The following is a 21,169-nucleotide window of genomic DNA, read 5'->3' as shown; positions in this document are numbered from 1 at the left end:
GCTGTTAACGAGAAAGTTATTGTCGACCGGGTAAATATCCATGTATTGCTAAATCTGCTTTCGTTTCCACCTCAAGCATCGATCCACCAACCAGGACATAATTTCTTTTTGTGACTTGCCACACGTCGTTATAGTAGTGGTCGGTAAGAAGAATACCCTTATCGGCTAATTTAGACGAAATAATATTCTTAATTACATTATGAAAAAGTGGATCTATCATAGAAAATGGTTCATCCAGCAGTAAGAAAGGATGTTCCATATGGGCCAGTAGCAGGAACTCGAAATACTTTTGCGTACCGAAAGATAGTTCTCCGACCCGCTTGTTTTCAAACGAAGCTACACTGGGCGAATAAAAAATTTGATTCTGCTTTTTCCCATCTGAAAAGACCATTGAAATGAGATTTCTGACTTTTATGTCGCGAGGCAGAAAACTTTCCTATGGAAGATAGGCAATCAATTTGTTTGCTACCACCAGGCGCATCTTGGTTAAGCCCAGGTTATAGTATAAGTAATATTCGTTCGCATGGAAAACCGAATAGGCGATTAGACTTAGGACCATGCCGCCCGTAAGAAATAGAAGAATTCCTCCGAAAGGGCCTATAACAATGGCCAGTATGACGGAAATAGCCAGGTTGAATTTTGTTAAGTCAACATAATATTTCCAAAACGCCCAAGTCATAGCCAGTTTTTTACGAACATCACAAACTAGTGATAAAAAATTGGTAAAGCATTACTTATAAGATCTTTAACATATTTTATGAGTTGCAATGTCAACGACTTGCTCTGACTGCCACCTTTTATTGTCAGACCGGGCCACATTCCTCATATGAGTATCATTGGCCGCAAGCTTTTTGAGCAACTATATATGTCACTTGGGATCAATATTTTTGTAACTGTTATTCCGAAATTTTTAATTTACTGAAAATAAGTAAGTTAAATAGCGTAACTTACATTTCTACCATCCAATAATTCACCATGGAAATCTCGTACAGCCTTTCGCATGTGAATCGGTTATTTGACCATTCAATAGATTTGCAGCTTCGTTTTCACGCAGCTTATCAACGGAGCTTACTCATAAGTGAAAGTATTACGTCGATCATCTTAAAGGCCGAGAGGTTTGGGATTATAAGTAAAGCCAGATAAGGCGATGGAGATTGCGTACGGGAAGTTTTAGAGGTGCTAAACGCCTCTTTTTTGCGTGAATTATTTTTCAGGCTACATTGTAGATTGATGGAGTGCAATGGCACTTGAAGGTTTTTATGATAGTCCGCCCATCTAAAAATACTTCGGTTTTCTTAATGTTATCTTCTTGGCCCTCAGTTGCAGTTTTTAACCCCCCCCCAAATAAAAGGATTAGGATCAACCGCATATGTCCTGGTACCAGTCTCTCAGAAGTGCTTCATTAATTTCACCGTCTGAGTTAAGGTTGTCCCAATAACCGCTTGTTAGTTTACAAAGCTCTAAAATCGCTTCGTATGTCCCACCAACACTAAATTCTTTTTCCTGTGACGCGCTGGTTACCAACGGTTGCACGATTTCAGGCTATGCCAGTCTGTTACCGACCCGGCGTTGCCAGTTTGAATCAACGAATAAGACAAATAAAATTTATTATTCTATTATATCCATAGAGAATAAATATTTAATGTGTTTTTAATAACTTTGCAAAAGAATCTCAATCGGAAGGTCCGATTTGCGTTCGCTGAAACAGTTTTTGCCAAATAAAATTTTAGAATCTGCCCATGAAAAAGATCAAACGTAAACTAAATGCCAACAAAAGTGTTATGTAATTTTTACAAACCTAAAATCAACTCTCTTACAAAAATACAATTCATGAAAACACGGTTTCTATATCTATTCTTGCTGACATTTCTTGTGACGGGATTTGTCAGTGCCCAGCAACGGGTCATAACCGGGATCATCACGGATGCCAACGACGGCTCGCCGCTTCCGGGCGCTTCTGTGGCCGTAAAAGGCACTTCGTCCGGAACACTTTCAGATGCGGACGGCTCTTTCACCCTGAATGTGAATGATGAAACTTCCATACTGGTCGTTTCCTTTATTGGCTACCTGGCTCAGGATGTGGCGATTGGCAACAGTAACAAAATCGCTGTCGCGCTGAAAGCCGATACCAGGATCCTCAACGAAGTGGTAGTCACCGCCCTCGGCATCTCGCGTGAAAAGCGTGCGCTGGGCTACGCAGTGCAGGAGATCAAAGGGGAAGCTTTACAAACGAGGCCTACCAACGCATTAAGTGCGCTTTCCGGGAAAGTTGCCGGTTTGCAGGTCACAACATCGGGCGGCAACATGGGCGGGTCTTCCCGTGTGCTTTTGCGCGGGATCAATTCCATTTCGGGCAATAACCAGCCTCTGTACGTCATCGACGGGACGCCGATCGACAATGCGGACCTGAACAGCGCAGCTACCAGCGCGGGAAGTGGCGGAAAGGATGTTGGTAACATGATCCAGGACATTAATCCGGATGATATCGAGAACATTTCGGTACTGAAAGGGCCTTCTGCGGCAGCGCTTTACGGAACCAGGGCGGCAAACGGGGTTATTTTGATCACAACCAAAAAGGGCAAGGAAAACAGCAAAGTGAACATCACGCTGAACACCGGCATCGAGTTTGAACAAATCGTGCGGTTGCCCAAGCGCCAAAAATTATATGGCGGCGGTTTTTCGAGCACATTCCAGCAGGCGAAGATAGGTGGAACGGATTACAACATTGCCGAATATGCGGTAGACGAAAGCTGGGGCCCGAAACTGGATGGAACGCCAGTGCTGCATTGGTATAACCTGGATCCCGAAAACACAGCGGAATACCTGAAACCACAACCATGGAGCTATCCTAAAAACGATGTGCATTCATTCTTCGAGACGGGTGTGGCCAATACAAACAGCCTGTCTGTCAGCGGTGGAAATGCGAACTCGACTTACCGCCTTTCCTACACCAATAAAAATGTGAAAGGAACGGTGCCGAATTCATCGTTGAAACGGAATTCGATCAACTTTTCAGGATCGACGCAGCTGGGTAAATTGAAGGTTTATAACAATTTCAACTACATCAAAAACCAGTCAACCGGACGTCCATGGACGGGCGCAACCAACCGGAACATTATTCTGGAAGCGTTTCAATGGGGACAGGTTCAGGTGGATTATGATAAACTGAAAAACTATAAGCGGGCCGACGGAACGCAGATTTTGTGGAACCGCAGCGGCTATCAGAACACACCGGCAGGAGAAGCCGCCAAGTTTATCGATAATCCTTACTGGTCGGCCAATGAAAGCTATCTGGATGAAAACAGGGATCGTTTTTACGGAAATGTGGGTCTGGTTTACGACGTGAACAGCTGGCTGAAAGTGAGCGGAAAAGTGAATGCGGATGTTTACAATTACCAATATCAGGACCGCATTGCCGTTTATTCCCGAACCCAATCGCAGTACCAGGAATACATCAATAATTTCAGCGAATTCAATTATGAGCTGCTGGCTTCGGCTAACAAAAGCTGGGATGATTTCTCCTTGAATGTGAATGTCGGGGGAAACATTATGAGCCAGAAACGCCGCATCAGTGATGCTGTGACACAAGGCGGTCTGATCATTCCCGAGTATTATAATCTTAAAAACGCAAGTTCTGTTCTGGTCAATTCAAATGCTTACCGCAAGCAGATCAACTCACTTTTTGCCAGCTTCTCGCTGGGTTACAGAAGTTTGCTTTTCCTGGACGGAACATTGCGTAATGACTGGTCATCGACATTGCCGATCGGTAAAAACTCATTTGCATATCCTTCCTTAACAACGAGTCTGATCCTGAGCGAACTGAATGGTGTGAAAGACATCGGCTGGCTGGATTTTGCGAAAGTTCGTTTGGGCTGGGCGCAAGTGGGTAACGATACAGATCCTTACCAGTTGCAACGCGCTTACGAAGCCACGCAATCTTTTGACGGACTGGCGTCCTACAAACTGCCAAATCAGCTCAATAACCAGGCTTTGAAACCTGAGATTACCAGCTCGTGGGAAACAGGTCTGAGCATTCAGGCGTTCAAAAACAGGGTAGGGCTAGACGTGACTTATTACGACAATGTAAGCCGCAACCAGATCATCAACATCCCGGTTTCTTCTGCTTTTGGCTATGATTCCAAGGTGATCAATGCAGGTAAGATCAACAACAAAGGCGTAGAAGTAACATTGACAGGCACACCGATCCGCCAGAATGGTTTCGAGTGGAATTCAAGCCTGAACTGGTCGCGCAACCGCAACAAGGTGATCCAGTTGGCACCGGGCGTTAACACATTTCAGCTAGCCAACAGCCTGGTAACGTTGGTGGCGCGCGAAGGCCAGCCTTACGGACAGATTTTAGGTAACGACTTTATTTATGCGGCGGACGGCCAAAAGGTCATCAAAGCGGACGGAACCTATGAACGCGGTCAGCAATTGACGCCCCTGGGAAGTGTGTTGCCAAAATATCTTTTCGGTTTTCAAAACAGCTTTACCTATAAAAACTTCAACCTCGGCTTCCTGGTGGACGGCCGCGTAGGAGGGAAATTCTTCTCACAAACATACAAGGTAGGCATGTACTCCGGTGTGCTGGAAAAAACCGCCGCTAACAATGTGCGTGAAACCGGCGTGGTGCTGGAGGGCGTAAAAGGAACGGTAACCTACAATGCGGACGGGACTTATGAAGTGACCAACACGTCGGTCAACGACACGCGCATTACGGCGCAAGCCTGGGCACGGGGAGAATACAGCGGGCCGACGCCACAAACGATCTTCGATGCTACATTCGTGAAGTTGCGGGAAATTACATTCGGTTACAACTTGCCTTTGGCCAACAAAACGGTGAAGTCGGTCTATTTTGGCTTGTACGGGCGGAACCTTGTGAATATCTACACAGCCAGTAAATACATTGATCCCGAATTCACGAGCAGCGGCGGCAACATTCAGGGTCTTGAAGGCGGAAGCATTCCGGTGCCGGCGACTTACGGTCTGAATGTCAATGTGAAGTTTTGAGGCAGCTAATTATTAAGACAAAAATGAAGAAAATGAAAAAGTCCATATATCAAAAAGGCATCTTTTCCCTCGCCATTGGCATGGTAACATTGCTCGCTTCGTGCAGCGACAGCCATTTCGAGGAAATAAACAAAGATCCGAACCGTCCCGAAAACGCAACGACGACGACGATCCTGCTATCGGCTGAAAAGCAACTGATCGATAACATCCGTAATGAGAATTTCTCGCTGCGCGGGTCACAGTTATTTGCTCAATATTACAGCCAGAACATTTACAGCGACCAATCACGTTACGACATTCCCCGCGCTTATTCAGACACTTATTGGAGTAATGCCTACAAAGCGCTCAACAACCTGAATGAGATCATTATCCTGAACACCGATCCTGCTAAAAAAGATGTGGCAGCGGCGGGTGTGGCCGGAACGAACGCCAACCAGATTGCCATTGCGCGGATCTTGAAAGCCTACGCTTTTCAGGGATTGACCGATGCTTTCGGTAATGTTCCTTATCAGTCTTATGGGAATCCGGACCCTGAATTTCAGGCCTTGCAACAAAACCCGGAGAACCTGAGCCCGGCCTATGCGAGCCAGCAAAAGATTTATCAGGATATTCTGAACGAGCTGAAATCGGCTGGTGATACTTTGATCAAATACAAAACGGCGACCACATTTGGTAATTACGATGTGATCTATAAAGGGAAAAATGAATTGTGGGCCAAATTCGCAAATTCACTCCGCCTGCGCATTGCTACGCGGATCAGGACCAAGCTTCCGGCAGAATCGAAAACGCATTTTGAAGATGCTTTGGCAAAAGGTGTTTTCACTTCCAATGCAGATAATGCAGTATTCAAATACCAGGCCCTCGCCCCGAACGAAGCCCCGCTTTATCGCGCGACGGTGACTGCCAACCGGAAGGATTTCGCGGTTTCACACGTGCTGATCAATGTGCTGAAAGGCGAGATGGGTACTGTGAAGGTCGAGGACCCGAGACTGCCGATATATGCGACCAAAAACGCGGCCGGTGAATACGTAGGCCAGCCTTACGGATTACCCGTGGCGGCTGCCGGGTTGCTGACAGCCACGGATGTAAGCCTCCCCGGTGCAGCTGTGAATGCAGCCAGCTATGGAGAGGTTTTGCAGGAATATGCGGAAGTTTCCTTCCTGGTTTCGGAATACAAAAACTGGGACCAGCAGGCTTACATCAATGGTGTTACAGCATCCCTGCAAAAATGGGGCGTGGCACCAGCCGACATTGCGACATACATTGCAGCCCTTCCGAAAGCGGATAAGGCAAATGTTTTGAACCAAAAATACCTGGCTCTTTACACGCAGGGTGATGAGGCATGGAGCGAGATTCGCCGCACCGGCTATCCGACATTCCTTGTAAAACCGGGCGATGTGGTCTGGCGCAGGACTGCCAACGGACAAACGGCCGATTACAAATTCCAGCCATTGTTTGGAGAAGGGGTTCCGCTTCGTTTGTACTACCCGCCAAAAGAACAAAGTGTAAACCTTGTCAACTACCAGAACGCCGTAAAAGCCCAGGGCAACGACGATATTACGACATCACTTTGGTGGGATAAATAATTAAGGGAAATTAGATTATATAAACGCAATGGCGGCCTGTCGGTCGCTGTTGCGTTTTATTTTTGCATTTTTATTATCCTATTAACTCTATATAGTTTATGTTTTTATATATTTGTGCCCAAACTAATCAAACTCCTTTATGAATTCAGTTATCCTAAGCAAAGGCTCTTATTGTTGGCGGTGCAATGTTGCCTTATAACCAGGAGGTTGAGTTCAACTTTCTGACATCAATTTAAAATCCAGACAACCATCATATCGCAAATTGCAGTAAGCATGAAAAATTATTTTAAGTCGACCATTCTCACAATTGCATTTCTATTTCCCCTTTATTTATTCGCACAGGATGCCACCGTTAATGCTACGGTAACCGGAAAAGTGCTGGATGCCCGCACAGATGAACCTTTGATCGGCGCCACCGTAACCATTAAAGGAACGACCAATGGGGATGTCACGGACGCAAACGGGGAATTCAGCCTTGTTACGGGCCAGATCCTGCCATTTACACTCATCGTTTCCTATGTAGGTTATGTAAAAAAGGAAATCCTGATCAACGAGAGTAAGGTCGAGATCAAGCTTGAAGTGAACAATACTCAGCTTGAAGACGTGGTAATTTCTTCACGTCGTCGTCAGGAATCGGCTCAGGAAGTTCCCATTCCTATTTCGGTAATCGGCGGGACGAGGGCCGAGGACGCAGGTGCGTTTAATGTGAACCGCTTGAAAGAACTGGTGCCAACCGTACAGCTTTATGCTTCCAATGCAAGGAACACAACATTGAACATTCGCGGACTGGGCTCCACTTACGGCCTTACCAACGACGGGATCGACCCGGGTGTAGGTTTTTATGTAGATGGTGTTTACTATGCACGCCCGGCTGCCACAGCGCTGGATTTTATCGATATAGAGCGCGTTGAGGTTTTACGCGGTCCACAGGGAACACTTTTCGGGAAAAACACAACGGCCGGTGCATTCAACATTACAACCCGGGCTGCAAGCTTCACACCGGGTGCCAACCTGGAATTGAGCTATGGTAACCTGGGATATGTTCAGGCAAAAGCTTCGGTAACAGGCCCTTTGAGTAAAAAATTGGCAGCAAGGGTTTCTTTTACAGGAACGCAGCGTAACGGAACATTCTTCAACGAGCATACGCAACTGCCGATCAACGACATCAACAACATCGGTGTCCGGGGCCAGCTGCTTTACACGCCTTCGGATAAAGTAAATATTACCGTAATCGGGGACATTTCGGATCAGAAACCAACGGGTTACGGCTGGCCGGTGGCGGGAGTCGTTAAAACCAAAAGGGCTGATTACCGCCAGTTTAACAACATTATTGCAGATCTGGGATATACAATTCCTTACAAAAGCGCATTCGAACGCAGACTCGACCTGGATACACCTTCCAAAGCAGACAACCAGTTAGGTGGCGTTTCTGTGAATGCTGATATCAAAATAGGGAATGGGACGCTGACCTCAACTTCGGCATGGCGTTACTGGAAATGGACTCCTCTGAATGACAGGGATTACATTGGGTTGCCGGTATTTACCATTTCTTCAGGTAACTCGGCGCACGACCAGTGGTCGCAGGAATTGCGCTATTCAGGAAAAATTTCTCCTAAATTAAGCGGCGTTGTTGGTGTATTTGGCCTTTGGCAGGACCTTACTTCCGATCCGGTCCAGACCGAAGAAGCAGGTTCGGCCCAATGGCGTTTCGCGCAAAGCTCTACAAGCCCGTTGTGGCAGACACCAGGCTTGCTCGACAACTTCGGGATCAGAACAACAAACCGTATAAAAAGTACCAGTTTAGCCGTTTTCGCACAGGCTGACTGGGCGGTGACTGAAAAAATTCACATTTTGCCCGGTATCCGTTATAACTACGATAAAAAAGTAGTTGATTACAGCCGCGTTGCTTACGGAGGATTGCAGACGACAGACGCGGCATTGCTTGCATTGAAAAACGGGGTTTACAGCAATCAATCATTCAACACCGATTACGCGGAGGGGAATTTCTCGGGCCAGCTGTCCGTGCAGTATAAGGCAAGCACACGTTTGAATGCTTACGCAACCTATTCAGTTGGCTTCAAGCCTATTGGTGTGAACGTTGGAGGTTTGCCAACAGCAAGCGGAGCCGTGTTGCTTGATCTTGCCAAAGTAAAACCTGAATTTGTTGAGCACAAAGAATTCGGTATCAAAACAAAACCATCAGGCAACTCCGTATTGAACCTGACTTTCTTCCGCTCGGATATTGATGATTTCCAAACGCAGGTGCAAACGCCGGAACCGGGTGTAAACAGAGGTTACCTTGCCAATGCGGAAAAAGTGCGCGTGCAGGGAGCTGAACTGGATGGTAACATTCGTTTCGGCGCATTGACCTTAAACGCAGCCGTTGCCTATACAGATGGTAAATATGCGAAATTCACCAATGCACCGGTGCCTTTGGAAGAAGTAGGCGGCCCGCAAGCATTCAAAGATGTTTCAGGCGGACGTTTGCCGGGGATTTCAAAATGGTCCGGATCAATAGGCGGCGAAGTGGTAGCCAAGGCTTCGTTCCTTGGACTTAAAGGCAATTTCTTTTTGGGAATCGATGAATATTACCGCTCGGAATTCTCGTCGAGCCCTTCTCCGTCACAATATCTGAATATTGACGGATACGGATTAACGAATGCAAGATTGGGTTTCAGGGCTTCAAATGGCATCACATTCTTCCTTTGGGGACGCAACCTGCTCAACAAAGATTATTATGAGCAATTGCTGGCCGCTCCCGGAAGCTATGGCCAATACGCCGGGATTGTGGGTGACCAGAGGACTTACGGGGTGACAATCCGGTATTCGTTATAGCAGGAAAAATATTTCTTGGGTACAATAAGGCAAAAAGAGAAGCTGCATCATGCGGCTTCTCTTTTTTAATGCAGGGCATCCTGAAATAAGCTCAGCCTCAGATGTCATGCATTGTTTTTGGTGTACTTGAATCTGAGAGTCCGCAAGAATCAGAAAAGGTTATATGGATACAAGAAAGTTTTACTTAAAATCAGTTTGATTGCTGGCAAGCTTTTGTTTGGCATACACCAAAACAAATCAAACGAAATGGATTCAGACTTAGATAAATTTCTTACCGCGCAGGAGGGGGACTATGCAGGGGCATTAGCGGAGATGAAGAGAGGCAGGAAGCAGGGGCACTGGATTTGGTATATCTTTCCGCAAATAACAGGTTTGGGGATGAGCAGCACGTCCGTATATTATGCGATAGCAGATATGGAACAAGCAAACCGATACTTTCAACATCCGGTACTCGGAAGAAGATTGGTCGAAATTTCAAACGTGATATTGGCTGTTGAGAGCAAAACGGCTAATCAGATCATGGGAACGCCGGATGACTTAAAGCTGCGGTCAAGCATGACTTTGTTTAGTATGATTGAGAATGCTGATCCGGTCTTTCAGGAGGTTTTGAATAAATATTTTAATGGTAATCCTGATCAAAAAACGATCGAAATCCTCAATAAATGACCCTGCATGTTTCCAATTGCGTTTGACCCCATATACAAATATCCGGTGCCGGAAGGGCACCGGTTTCCAATGGATAAATATGAGCTGCTTCCCGTACAATTGCTGCGGGAAGGAATTGCCGAGCAGGCCGATTTTTTTAGCCCGGAACCCGTGGACATGCAAGCCGTTTATGCCGTGCATGACCGGCATTATGCGGACAGGATCGTGCAGGGCAAATTGAGTAACCAGGAAATGAGGCGCATTGGTTTTACACAAACACCGCTGCTGGCTGAGCGCGAACTGCGGATCACGAACGGAACCGTGCAAGGTGCGCTCAAAGCACTGGATATGGGCATTGCTTTCAATATAGCCGGTGGCACACATCATGCGGGCCGAGATTTTGGAGAAGGGTTTTGTATGATCAATGACCAGGCTGTTGCAGCGCAATACCTGATCGATCACAAAAAAGCAAAACAAGTACTCATTATCGATCTTGATGTGCACCAGGGGAATGGGACAGCGCACATTTTCTCTGACCGGCCACGCATTTTCACGTTTTCCATGCACGGGAAAAATAATTATCCTTTCAGAAAAGAAAACAGCGACCTGGATGTGTCACTGGAAGACCGCACGGACGATAATACCTATTTACGCATTTTAAAAGAGACTCTTCCAGGGCTTATTGAGCAGGTTAAGCCAGATTTTATCTTTTACCAGGCCGGTGTTGACATTCTACAAACTGATAAAATAGGACGTATGTCCTGTACCGTGCAGGGATGCCAGCATCGGGACGAAATGGTTCTGGAAACCGCAAAAAAGCACAACATTCCGGTGCAATGCAGCATGGGTGGCGGCTACTCTCCCCAGCTTCGTACGATCCTGAATGCTCATGCAAACACTTACCGCGTAGCAGGGCAAATTTTTCATCGGTGAGTCCGGGACAGGACTTGCATGTTTGTGTATTTGCCTGAACTGCCTGTGCTCTAAAATTAGCAGGCATAATTAATTGACCTGATAAGAGAAGATGACCAAAAGGCTTCCGCTAAAACTTAATCCAGCATTGCTATTGAAAACAGTTTATTAGTCCTGTCAAAAAGTAACTCGATGCGCGAATCCAGGTGGATGCTGCCAGTTTTGAGTTGCAGTACGCAGGCCGAATCGAAATGAAGGTTTCGGGAAATGCCGGTTCTGTGCGTGATCGGAAAGTTGAGAAACTGAGCGGTTGCCCTTGTTCCGGGACGCTGATGTGGTTTTAGATTCTGTGAAGCTAACTTATCGCCAACTTTAAAAACTTGGCCATCAACTGCGCCGACCGAAATACTGTTGTCCGACAAGTTCCAGTTAACCATCCTATCTTGCCGGAAGAAAATGTTGTTCTTCCCGTATTTGTACAGTTTCAACGTGTCCTCGTCAATTTCCGAGTAGTGATCAGTAACCTGATCAGGTTCACCCAAAACCGCTACGCACCGTGCTGAACTGTCTCCGGTGAAAACGCCGGTTGCATTGTTGCCGGGTTTCATCAAAGCGATTTGCGTGATGTCGACAACAGTTTGACATTGGGCAGTGCATGTGAACAATGTTAACAGGAAGCTGGTAATGAAGTAATATTTCAAAGCGTTTGAGCAAAATTTACCTTATAACGCCAAAAATCTAGTTTTCACTTACTGGATTGGCATCCATTTCAATTCCTGAAAGCATATGCGCCAGAATGGGCGCACATTTTTCGCGGCATGCCGGGTAGAAATGCCGGTGTTTCCAGAAGTCCGATTTGGGAGACTTTCCCCACCAGAATTCAGCGAGCGCAAGCGGCCTCATTTTGTTTTGAAACGCATATTGAAGCAATTTCGGAGCGGCACATTCGCCAGCGCCCGCAGGCGGATTTTTGTAAGAGGCATCTGCAAATAACGCACGCAAACTCTTCTGTTCTCCGGCCTGGTTAAGGAAATTATATTGATCAAAAATCGCATGCTGCAATGCAACGGAATGGTTCTTACGCAAAACTTTCAGGTCTGAAATTTGAGGGCGAAGTAACTCGTTTTCCAAAAATTCAAGCTGGTTTATCTCATCATTCATACGCGAAAGTGCCGTCATTCCGGCATTCAGGAACCCGTCTGCCGCGACTCCGTCGAAGATGGGCGGGACGAATCTGGCGTGATGGTTTCCACCGGCCAGCTTCCCCGAGAACGCAGCAATGTATCCTATTTTGGCCTCGTCGGTTTCTACCACGAGCACACCAAACATTTTGCCGATTACATGCTCCGTATCGTCGGACAAACCGAAATTATGTTGCCAATCCTGCTGACTTTCCAAATGTGCCTGCAACATTTCCACAGCCAGCAAACTCACCGGGTGGGGGTCGTAACAAAACGGAAAGGTGAATCGGTCAGGTAATGGAAAATCGGCTGTGAAATCTTCAAAAGGAGTGAAGAAAGCGTTTTGGGACGATGTCGGGGGCTTTAACAAAAGAAATTTGGATACTTCAATTTTAAAATGCTGTCGGATACAACCGGTGTATCCGACAGCAAAAGTACAAATTTGTAAGGAACGGCTAAAAATGTGCGAACATTAAGGCTCATTTAATATGTCCGTTGTTGCCGCGACAAGACTCCATTCTTCCAGTTTATGCGTGTTGTTCAGGCCGCTTTCGTCTCTTTGTCGTTGAAATTCTTTGAAACTGGGCACATTAAGTACCTTATTCTGAATTTCGGAATTTTTGAAATGAGACAGGTGAACAAACGTTTTTCCATCATTAAGAAGATAAACATTGTAACGGAAGTCGTTTCCGCTCAGCTTTTTAAAATCTTCCATAAAAATTTGAATGTTCTCCTGGTTTTTTTGCACATACGCACCATCCACCGTGTAAGATACTTTTACAGCTATCATGTTTTTGTCTGTTTTGGTTATTTTGATGGAATGACAATCGAGCTTTCCAAAACGTGACAAAAATTTTAAAAGTGGGCTATTATGTTCAGTTTTCCAGGATCGACAATGGAATAAATCCTCTTGATTTTAGTTTGCTCGATCTCAAAAATCTGGCAGTTTACCAGCACGCCGTTATTGTAAAATAATATGGCAGGCTGGTGGTTCAGTTCACGATATTCGATCTCAAATAAATGCTGGTAAGTTTTGTAAACATAAAGCATCAGGTCAGCTGCGTTGTCTGCACCTGCTGTTAATGCGCTCACAATCTTAATCTTGCCGCCGCCATCTGTACGGACAACAATGTCTTCTGATAGCATTTCAACCAAGTTTTCTACATGGCCGCTTCTGATGGTATCCATGTAATTCTGAAGATAACCCTCAGGAAATGCTGTCGCGGATTTTCTGGGTTGTGCAGTATCCTTCAATAATGTTTTGGCCCTGCTCAGGAGTTTGCGGGAGTTTTCAACGGTGAATGATAATGCTTCTGCAATTTCCTGATGTGAATAGTCAAATGCCTCTTTCAGGATAAAAACGGCTCTTTCCCTGGGCCCCAGATTTTCCAGTAAAACGAGCATCGAATAGGACAATATTTCTTCCCGGATAATGTTCGTATCCGTCATTTCAACCGGCTCGGGAAGCCACATGCTGTCGCTTACGGTTTTCTTGTTACGCTTCTTTAAATTAATAGATTGATTCACCACACTTTTGATCAGATAACCCGTTTCATTTTCGATAGCCCGATCCTGGGCCGTCAGATATTTGAGCATCACATCCTGGACAACGTCCCGCGCATCTTCTGCCGATCCCAGAATATTGTAGGCGTAGGGGAATAGTTTCTTTTGGTAATTCTTCAATAAATCCATTTTCAAAGAAAGAAAATTATTCAGACATTAATAACTGTAAGTCTTACACTTAATTTAAATAAATATGGATATTTGCAGAGTGAATTATAATATAACAATCTGAGCTATGCAACTAGAAAGGCGCGATTTCCTATCATCATTGACGTTGGCCAGCGCGGCCACCTTGTTTACCGGCACCTCACTACTGGCAGCCACGACACCTAAAAAAGATAAATTAGGCATTGCTCTGGTCGGTTTGGGCTATTACAGCACCGACCTGCTCGCGCCTGCGCTGCAAATGACCGAAAAATGTTACCTGGCAGGCATCGTAACGGGCACTCCTGCCAAAGCGGAAACCTGGAAAACGAAATATAACATTCCCGACAAAAACATCTACAACTATCAGAATTTCGACAAGATCGCAGACAACCCGGATATCGACATCGTGTATGTGGTGTTGCCGCCGTCCATGCACCGCGAATTTGTGGTACGCGCAGCGAAGGCAGGAAAGCACGTTTTCTGTGAAAAACCGATGGCTCCTTCGGTTGCGGATTGTGAGGCCATGATCAGCGCTTGCAAAAGCAACAAGGTAAAATTGGCGATCGGTTACCGCTGCCAGCACGACCCGAATATCCAGGCGTATATGAAAGTGGCGAAAGAACAGAAATTCGGAAAAGTAAAAATGGTCAATAGCGCGGCCGGCTACGTCGATAACCGCACAGACCACTGGAAGCAAAAGAAGTCGCTGGGTGGAGGCGTAATGGGTGATATGGGCGTTTATGCATTGCAGGGAGCCAGGCTTGCCACGGGCGAAGAGCCCATCAGCGTGATCGCGCAAGCCTCCACAACGCGCCCCGAAATATATAAGGAAGTGGAGGAAACGATGATGTTCATGCTGGATTTTCCAAGCGGCGCGCGCGCGGCCTGCCAGACGAGCTTTGGCATCAATATGAATTATTTACAGATCAATTATGAAAAAGGCTGGGTGAAATTGGAGCCGCAGTCGGGTTATAATGGGAACAAAGGCAGCATGTCGGACGGCACGGTCATAAATTTCCCGATCAAAAGTCAGCAGGCAAAACAAATGGATGAAGACTGCCTGGCCATCATAAATAACACGGATCTGATCGCTCCGGGTGAGGAAGGGCTTCGCGATATCCGTGTCGTGGAGGCTATTTACAAATCTGTTGCATCCGGCAAAAGTGTAAAAATCTGAAAATGAGAAATGTCATTGCGTTTTCCGGATTGCTATTAGGCTCCGTGCTGATCTATAATTGCTCGGGGACGAAGAAAAGCACAGCCTCGGCTGATTTCCAAACACCTGAATTCAATCCCAATCCAACAGGTAAATATCTTTCGCCGAAGGAAAGCATGGCAACCATGCACCTCCCGCCGGGTTACCGCTTGCAGCTGGTAGCCAGCGAACCCATGATCAAAGAGCCGGTGGCGATTGCGTGGGATGGCAATGGCAGAATGTATGTGGCCGAAATGCTCACTTACATGCAGGATGCGGACGCAGCAGGCGAGCAGCAGAAAATCAGCCGCATCTCTCTCTTGGAAGACACAGATAATGATGGTGTAATGGATAAAAGCACTGTTTTTATAGACAGTCTGCTTTTGCCGCGAATGATGCAGCCGGTTGGTAATGAACTGCTTGTGAATGAAACCAACACCATTGATATTTACAGTTACCGCGATACAAATGGCGATGGAAAAGCAGATCTGAAAAAGCCTGTTTATCAAAACGACAAATATGTGGTCAATGATGTGAACATGGAGCACCAGCGGAGCGGGCTCGATTGGAACCTGGACAACTGGATGTATCTCACTTATGACGCAGTCCGTTTTCGTTATACCAATGGCAAAATGCAGGTGGACACCATCGTGAGCGGATCGAGCGGGCAGTGGGGGCTTACCCACGATGACTATGGCCGGCTTTTCTATTCCCGGGCAGGCGGCGAAATTCCGGCGCTTGGTTTTCAGATCAACCCAAAATACGGGACACTGGATTTTCCCGATCAATACAATGCAGCGTTTTCGGAAGTGTGGCCGATCATTGCCACGCCGGACGTGCAGGGCGGGCCGCCGCGCCTGCGCCCGAATGAAACACTGAACCATTTCACCGCGCCAACAGGACAATCCATTTACAGGGGCGAGCAGTATCCCGTCGATTTCTACGGCGATTACATTGTCTGCGAACCGGTTGCGAGGGCAGTAAGGCGTGCAAAAGTGCTGCACCAAAATGGAAAAACGACTTTGCAAAACGTCTATCAGCACAAAGAATTCCTGTCTTCTTCGGACATGAATTTCAGGCCCGTAAATTCTGCCACCGGACCGGATGGTCATCTGTACATTGTGGATATGCATCGCGGGATCATTCAGCAAGGCAACTGGACACCCCCGGGATCTTTTCTCCGACAAAAAATCGACAGCATAGGCCTTGCCAAAAACGTGGGGCACGGCCGTATTTACCGGATCGTTCACGAAAGTTCCAAAATGGCCGCGAAGCCACATATGCTGGACCAAAGCCCCACTGAGCTGATTGCGCATCTGGGCCATCCTAACGGCTGGTGGCGCGATAATGCGCAGAAAGAACTCATCGCGCGGGCAGATAAATCGATAATTCCGGCTTTGAAAGAAATCGCAACCGGCAAGCGTAACATTGCGCAAAAAGAATATCAACATCTGGCACGAATCCATGCATTATGGACATTGGAAGGTATGGATGCCGTTGACCAGGAGTTGCTAACCACCGCAATGAATGATCCTGATCCGCGCGTCAGGAAGACGGCTGTATGGATCAGCGAACCTTATTTCAAGTCGGGTGATGAAAAAATGATTGCATTGGCCGGGAAACGGGCACAAGACGTGGACGATGACGTGCGCGTTCAGGTGCTTTTGTCATTGTATAACAGCAAATTGGATCAGGCGAAGGCGATTGTAAAAGAGATTTTGGATAAAGGACAAAATCATGAAATGCTGCTGGCGACGAAAACAGCTTTGGACAAAAACGAAAATGTAAGAACTTTTGGAAGCCGACTGGGACAGATGGATGAAGAATCGCGGAAGCTCATTATCGGCGGCGCAGCAATTTTCAAATCATTGTGTGCGAGCTGTCATGGGGCTGACGCCAAAGGTCTGGCGATAGGCGGGGCAGGAATGGCCGCACCACCGCTAGCCGGCTCGCCCAGACTTGAATTCATCGAGAAAAACAACCTGGTCCGCATCGTGCTGAAAGGCTTGACCGGGCCGGTGGATGGCAAAGAATATACCAGCATTATGCCGGCTATGGAAGCCAACAGCGACGAATGGGTGGCATCAGTGGTAAGTTACATTCGCCATGATTTTGGCGGCAAACCGCCTCGGAAAAAGGGTGAAATTCCAGGAATGGCACCTGCTGCGGTGAATAATGAGTCCGGTTTTCCAGTCAGGAAAGCATCTTCACCCGTAGTGACCGCAGAGGAAGTCAAAAAAATAAGACAAGAAACAGCTTCCCGGACAACGGCCTGGACAATCCAGGAACTTAAACCGGAAATACAGGAATGAGAAAAAAGCAAAATCTGCTTTGATCCTGATCAATTTTTTGGGGCGGAGCAGATTTTGCAAAACTGTTCAGGGACTTTTGATGTTGCTTCCCGTTCCTTAAAAGCGAAACGCATACCGGCAGGAAATAGCTCGTCCTGGCAGGTTATACCCTCTTTTTTCGTAATAATTTTCATCCGTCACATTCGCGACTTTCAGGGTAAGTGCATGGTTACCGGTAATTTGGAATGAAGCTGCAAAGTCAATCACCATATAATTGGGATACTCGATTTCCGGATTGATCGGATCTGTGTAGTCAATGTCCGTCCGCATCGCCACCTTCCGGCCGGATAACCGGAGCCGCAGCCATTTAAGATTGTCATATTCCAAACCATAATTGAATGTATTTCTGGCCACGTTCTGAATGTTCCTGGTCATTTCGGAAGCATCCGATCCGATGATCAGTTCCTTCGCTTTAAGCAGTGAAGTGCCATTCCAGAATACTCTAAATGCATATCGGAAGTCGTTTATTGCTCCCAAATCATAGGAAATTTCCGTTTCCAAACCATGGATACTGGCGTCAGCGGCGTTGGTGAAAGTTGCCCTCGAAACGATCACATCGCCATTGGTTAATGGCTCGTTTACCGTCCTGATAATTTTTGCGATCCGGTTCTCGACCTGCGTTGAAAAGTATGTAACACTGGCTGATAAGCCGGATTTTGGCTTGTTCAAATGTATTCCCAAATCCCAGCTCAGGCTGCTTTCATTTTTCAGCTCGGGATTTCCGGCGGTGACCGCTATCCGGCCTTTCGCATCCCTGATCTCATTGTAACCGGCCACGCTGTAAGCATCCGTCGTGACGAAAGCCCGGCCAACATTTGCCTTTATGAACACATGACGAACAGGGTTATAAGTAATGCCAAGACTTGGGCTTGTGAAAGGCATTTTTTCCTTGCCCGCCTGGTAAGTCGGCAATAATGCAGTTTCCCGCACATCGAATGTAATGTTGTCATAGCGTACACCCGGCTGCAAAGTGATTTTACCAAATTCCAGCAATGCCTGCGCGAAAAATGCGGACGAAATGATCGCATATGCGGGCTGCGTTGGCGCGCGTTCTGTGGTGTCGTTGGTCCAGCGGCGGCTTCTGATAGAAGCATTCAGATAATCATAACCTGTAATTAATGAATGTCGCCCGATCTTCCACACATCCTTGACCTGGATTCCTTTCCATTCGTTCTTCCCCGCAGCGGAACGAAAAGGGACAACGGGTTTTCCCGAAACATTCAAAGTATAATTGGTCGTGTTCTCTCCCGCACCAAAAACTTTCACGCTCGGACTATGCGCGCCGATTTTTCCCGTAAGCGCCATGTCCAATGCCGATCGGCCCATGTCTTTGGTACTCGCTTCTGTGCTGCCCGACGAAATCTCACCCGGCGATTCAACATCTTTTGCCTGAAAGGTCTCACCCCGCACATCCAGCCGGAAAAATGGATTCAGTTGATAACCCATTCGCAATGCACCGGAATAGTAATGTAACTCCGTATAAGGCCGTCTTTCACCATCATTCACCGTTTCATCCACTTTTTCGGCGGGCTGGTTGGCGTAGTTTTTCTGTGAAGAAGTATTTCCAAATGCATTTCGCAGCCAGTTGCCGCGCCCGATTTTATAATCTTTTGATCTTTCCAAATAGGCAAAGGAAAGATCGTAATCGAGTCTTTTTGTCAGGTTTCCGCCCGTATTAGCGCCAGCCTGAATTGTCTTAAAACTGCCATATTCCACAAAGCCATTGCCGCTAGCCGGGCCCTTGGAACGCTTGGTGATCACATTAATCACACCGCCCATCGCCTGAGAACCATAAAGTGAAGACGCTGGGCCCTTCAAGACTTCGATCCTTTCGATGCCATTCAAATTGATCTGCGACAGGTTCGTCACACCAGCCGCACGTCCGTCGACCAGCAGTAAAGTCCTTTGGTTAAGGCCCGAAAATTGAGGCCGGAAACCGCGAATTCCGACTCCGCTGGACAGATTGGGATACTGGATCACGTCCACAGCCGCTGATTTGCGGACAATGTCGGTCAGGTCCTGCGCCGGCGTGAGGCGGATGTCTTCGGAAGAAATGAGGTCGATTTTTTGGGCAATCCTTTCTTTTTGTGTGTCAAAACGCGTCGCCGTAACCACGATTGGATTCAGCAGATTCGCGTCTGCCGAATCGGTTGGTGCGACCTGGGCGGAAACAGAAATACAGCCCGCTAATGCCAGGCAGGAAACGGATAATTGTAAAGTTTTATGCAAGGGATTCATATAAAGTGATTGCTCCGATAACGATTGAAAATGTGCCTACAACGTAGTTAATGACTTTGAGAAATGTCTCCCTTTTGCCTCCGAAGCGATTGATAGAAGTCGCAAAAAAATAGCCATACGCAGACATGGAGAGAATAATCCCGGCACTTTGCAGGATAATGATCCAGACAGCCGCGGACGTGTCGCTTGCTGCAAGCGTAAGCGCCACCGCGCAGGCGCCGCCCGTTCCCGCAAGTCCGTGCACCATGCCTACCCAAAAAGCGCGGCTCAATTTTTGTTGTGGATTGGGCAATTGTAATGTCTTGTCCTTCAAAAAGTTCCGGCGGATTGCCACCAAGCCCAGCCAGATCATCAGCGGCCCGACGAGCAGCTCCACCTTCTCGGAGATGTCAAGTGTGACAGACGATTTCAGCAGCAGGACCAGCACCGCGAAAAGGATCAAGGTGAAAGAATGTCCGAGTGCCCAGTGGGACGATCGCCAGATTAATTTCCAGCGCTGGCGCGGGCTTTTAGCATCCTCGCTCGCCAGCACCGAAACCGCCGCCATATGGTCGGGTTCGAAGGAATGCTGGATGCCAAGTAACAGAGAGTCAATGAGGAGAATGTTCACCATTCGTTTTTCGTGGCAGTTTAGATAAGTGAAAAATGCTTATCTCGAAAAACTCAGGGAACAATGCAGGAGCAGGCAACGGCCCACAAAGAAGCCATTACCATCGTCCTATTGCCTTTCTTCCCGAAAGCAATCCGGATAAAAATATCGACTGGCAGGTCTTCTGACTCGTTCCGCAGCAACGCCTTCCCGGGGAGTTTTTTTAATGAGTGAATGACTGAATGAGTGAATGACTGAATGTTTTTTATTCACTCATTCAGTCATTCAACATTAATCAACCCCAGTGGCAATCTTGTTACAGCGCTTTATTTGAACTTACAGCAGCGGGTACTGCTCCGGATTTTCACCGGATTCCCTTTTCATCACGCCCGGAGACGTGAACCAATTGAGCCGCAAAGATGGAGTTTTTTTGTTTTACGCAACGATAAAAACGATTATTCCCCTACTTTTGCAGCCTTGAAATAGTTCTTTGCTTTATTTTTCCAACAGGAAAAGGTTTTACTAACCACGTGAATTAATAGGGAATCGTGTGCAAATCACGAGCTGTCGCGCAACTGTAAGTAACCAAAGTTTACATCGAATGATATCCACCGGGGCAATGATTTAATGACTGAATGAGTGAATGATTGAATGACTGAATGTTTTTTTATTCACTCATTCAATCATTCAAAATTAACTCCCCGGGAAGGATGATGTGAATGTTACAAGTCAGGAGACCTGCCTTTTTTTGTTGACAAATGCTTCCGCGAAATGAAGCTTCGTCTGGTCTGGATATGTCCGGTTTTTTGAACCGTGATTTTCGGGTGCAATCTGCCCGATCTCTCTCTTTTCGTCTTCTTTTCGTTTGCATTTTAAAATGCTGCAAGAGCTTTTAACTCACCTGAAATAAGTTAAAA

The 21,169-nt window shown here is 46.8% G+C and carries 16 protein-coding genes and 2 riboswitches; of the genes, 8 read left to right on the top strand and 8 right to left on the bottom strand.

Annotation, left to right across the window (positions count from 1 at the left end; all coding sequences use genetic code 11):
- Window positions 1-16 precede the first annotated feature (16 nt).
- Complete coding sequence (locus MUK70_RS10025) at window positions 17-391, bottom strand: hypothetical protein (RefSeq protein ID WP_234656310.1); 375 nt, start codon at window positions 389-391, stop codon at window positions 17-19.
- Window positions 392-436: 45 nt separating this feature from the next.
- Window positions 437-679 carry a hypothetical protein gene (locus tag MUK70_RS10020; protein WP_234656311.1) on the bottom strand — a complete coding sequence of 81 codons (243 nt, stop codon included), beginning with the start codon at window positions 677-679 and terminating at the stop codon, window positions 437-439.
- A 1,151-nt stretch (window positions 680-1,830) separates the two neighbouring features.
- Here MUK70_RS10020 and MUK70_RS10015 point away from each other — a divergent pair.
- The 5 genes from MUK70_RS10015 to MUK70_RS09995 all read left to right on the top strand — a co-directional run bounded on the left by MUK70_RS10015 (window position 1,831) and on the right by MUK70_RS09995 (window position 11,009).
- A complete protein-coding gene (locus MUK70_RS10015) occupies window positions 1,831-5,010 on the top strand; it encodes a SusC/RagA family TonB-linked outer membrane protein (RefSeq protein ID WP_234656312.1) in 3,180 nt (1,059 codons plus the stop codon).
- 32 nt (window positions 5,011-5,042) lie between these two features.
- Complete coding sequence (locus tag MUK70_RS10010) at window positions 5,043-6,596, top strand: SusD/RagB family nutrient-binding outer membrane lipoprotein (RefSeq protein WP_234656313.1); 1,554 nt, start codon at window positions 5,043-5,045, stop codon at window positions 6,594-6,596.
- Window positions 6,597-6,869: 273 nt separating this feature from the next.
- On the top strand, window positions 6,870-9,431 hold the full coding sequence (locus tag MUK70_RS10005) for a TonB-dependent receptor (protein WP_234656314.1): 2,562 nt from the start codon (window positions 6,870-6,872) through the stop codon (window positions 9,429-9,431).
- Between the two features lie 246 nt (window positions 9,432-9,677).
- The gene (locus MUK70_RS10000) at window positions 9,678-10,097 is read left to right on the top strand and encodes a DUF1810 domain-containing protein (protein ID WP_234656315.1); all 420 of its coding nucleotides are present in this window, start codon (window positions 9,678-9,680) and stop codon (window positions 10,095-10,097) included.
- A 6-nt stretch (window positions 10,098-10,103) separates the two neighbouring features.
- The gene (locus MUK70_RS09995; RefSeq protein ID WP_234656316.1) at window positions 10,104-11,009 is read left to right on the top strand and encodes a histone deacetylase family protein; all 906 of its coding nucleotides are present in this window, start codon (window positions 10,104-10,106) and stop codon (window positions 11,007-11,009) included.
- A 116-nt stretch (window positions 11,010-11,125) separates the two neighbouring features.
- Here MUK70_RS09995 and MUK70_RS09990 read toward each other — a convergent pair whose 3' ends face one another.
- The 4 genes from MUK70_RS09990 to MUK70_RS09975 form a co-directional block, all read right to left on the bottom strand.
- Entirely contained in the window at window positions 11,126-11,689 is a 564-nt protein-coding gene (locus MUK70_RS09990; RefSeq protein ID WP_234656317.1) for a hypothetical protein, read from the bottom strand.
- A gap of 37 nt (window positions 11,690-11,726) precedes the next feature.
- The gene (locus tag MUK70_RS09985) at window positions 11,727-12,539 is read right to left on the bottom strand and encodes a pseudouridylate synthase (protein ID WP_234656318.1); all 813 of its coding nucleotides are present in this window, start codon (window positions 12,537-12,539) and stop codon (window positions 11,727-11,729) included.
- A 102-nt stretch (window positions 12,540-12,641) separates the two neighbouring features.
- Window positions 12,642-12,959, bottom strand: a complete 318-nt coding sequence (locus tag MUK70_RS09980) for a hypothetical protein (protein ID WP_234656319.1) — start codon at window positions 12,957-12,959, stop codon at window positions 12,642-12,644.
- Between the two features lie 65 nt (window positions 12,960-13,024).
- Entirely contained in the window at window positions 13,025-13,861 is an 837-nt protein-coding gene (locus MUK70_RS09975; protein WP_234656320.1) for a sigma-70 family RNA polymerase sigma factor, read from the bottom strand.
- 106 nt (window positions 13,862-13,967) lie between these two features.
- Between MUK70_RS09975 and MUK70_RS09970 the strand changes: the two genes are divergently transcribed.
- Complete coding sequence (locus tag MUK70_RS09970; RefSeq protein ID WP_234656321.1) at window positions 13,968-15,056, top strand: Gfo/Idh/MocA family protein; 1,089 nt, start codon at window positions 13,968-13,970, stop codon at window positions 15,054-15,056.
- A 2-nt stretch (window positions 15,057-15,058) separates the two neighbouring features.
- Complete coding sequence (locus tag MUK70_RS09965; RefSeq protein WP_234656322.1) at window positions 15,059-17,386, top strand: DUF7133 domain-containing protein; 2,328 nt, start codon at window positions 15,059-15,061, stop codon at window positions 17,384-17,386.
- Window positions 17,387-17,482: 96 nt separating this feature from the next.
- Here the strand turns inward: MUK70_RS09965 and MUK70_RS09960 are convergent, their stop codons facing one another.
- Together MUK70_RS09960 and MUK70_RS09955 are read right to left on the bottom strand one after the other, a co-directional pair.
- Window positions 17,483-19,663: a TonB-dependent receptor plug domain-containing protein gene (locus MUK70_RS09960; RefSeq protein ID WP_234656323.1), complete on the bottom strand. Its 2,181-nt coding sequence runs from the start codon at window positions 19,661-19,663 to the stop codon at window positions 17,483-17,485.
- Window positions 19,647-20,276 (bottom strand): cytochrome c biogenesis protein CcdA, encoded by a 630-nt coding sequence (locus MUK70_RS09955; protein ID WP_234607311.1) that lies wholly within the window; start codon window positions 20,274-20,276, stop codon window positions 19,647-19,649. Before MUK70_RS09955 ends, MUK70_RS09960 begins: the two co-directional genes overlap by 17 nt.
- 32 nt (window positions 20,277-20,308) lie before the next feature.
- Between MUK70_RS09955 and MUK70_RS30815 the strand changes: the two genes are divergently transcribed.
- Complete coding sequence (locus MUK70_RS30815; RefSeq protein WP_255713554.1) at window positions 20,309-20,440, top strand: hypothetical protein; 132 nt, start codon at window positions 20,309-20,311, stop codon at window positions 20,438-20,440.
- Window positions 20,410-20,674: riboswitch (cobalamin riboswitch) on the bottom strand. Its footprint overlaps the gene before it by 31 nt.
- Before the next feature lie 75 nt (window positions 20,675-20,749).
- A riboswitch (cobalamin riboswitch) is annotated at window positions 20,750-21,012 on the top strand.
- Window positions 21,013-21,169 lie beyond the last annotated feature (157 nt).

The organism is Dyadobacter chenwenxiniae (assembly GCF_022869785.1).
GTDB classification, from domain to species: domain Bacteria; phylum Bacteroidota; class Bacteroidia; order Cytophagales; family Spirosomataceae; genus Dyadobacter; species Dyadobacter chenwenxiniae.
Note: the sequence above shows the minus strand (reverse complement) of the source record. Positions and strands in the feature narration are given on the sequence as shown.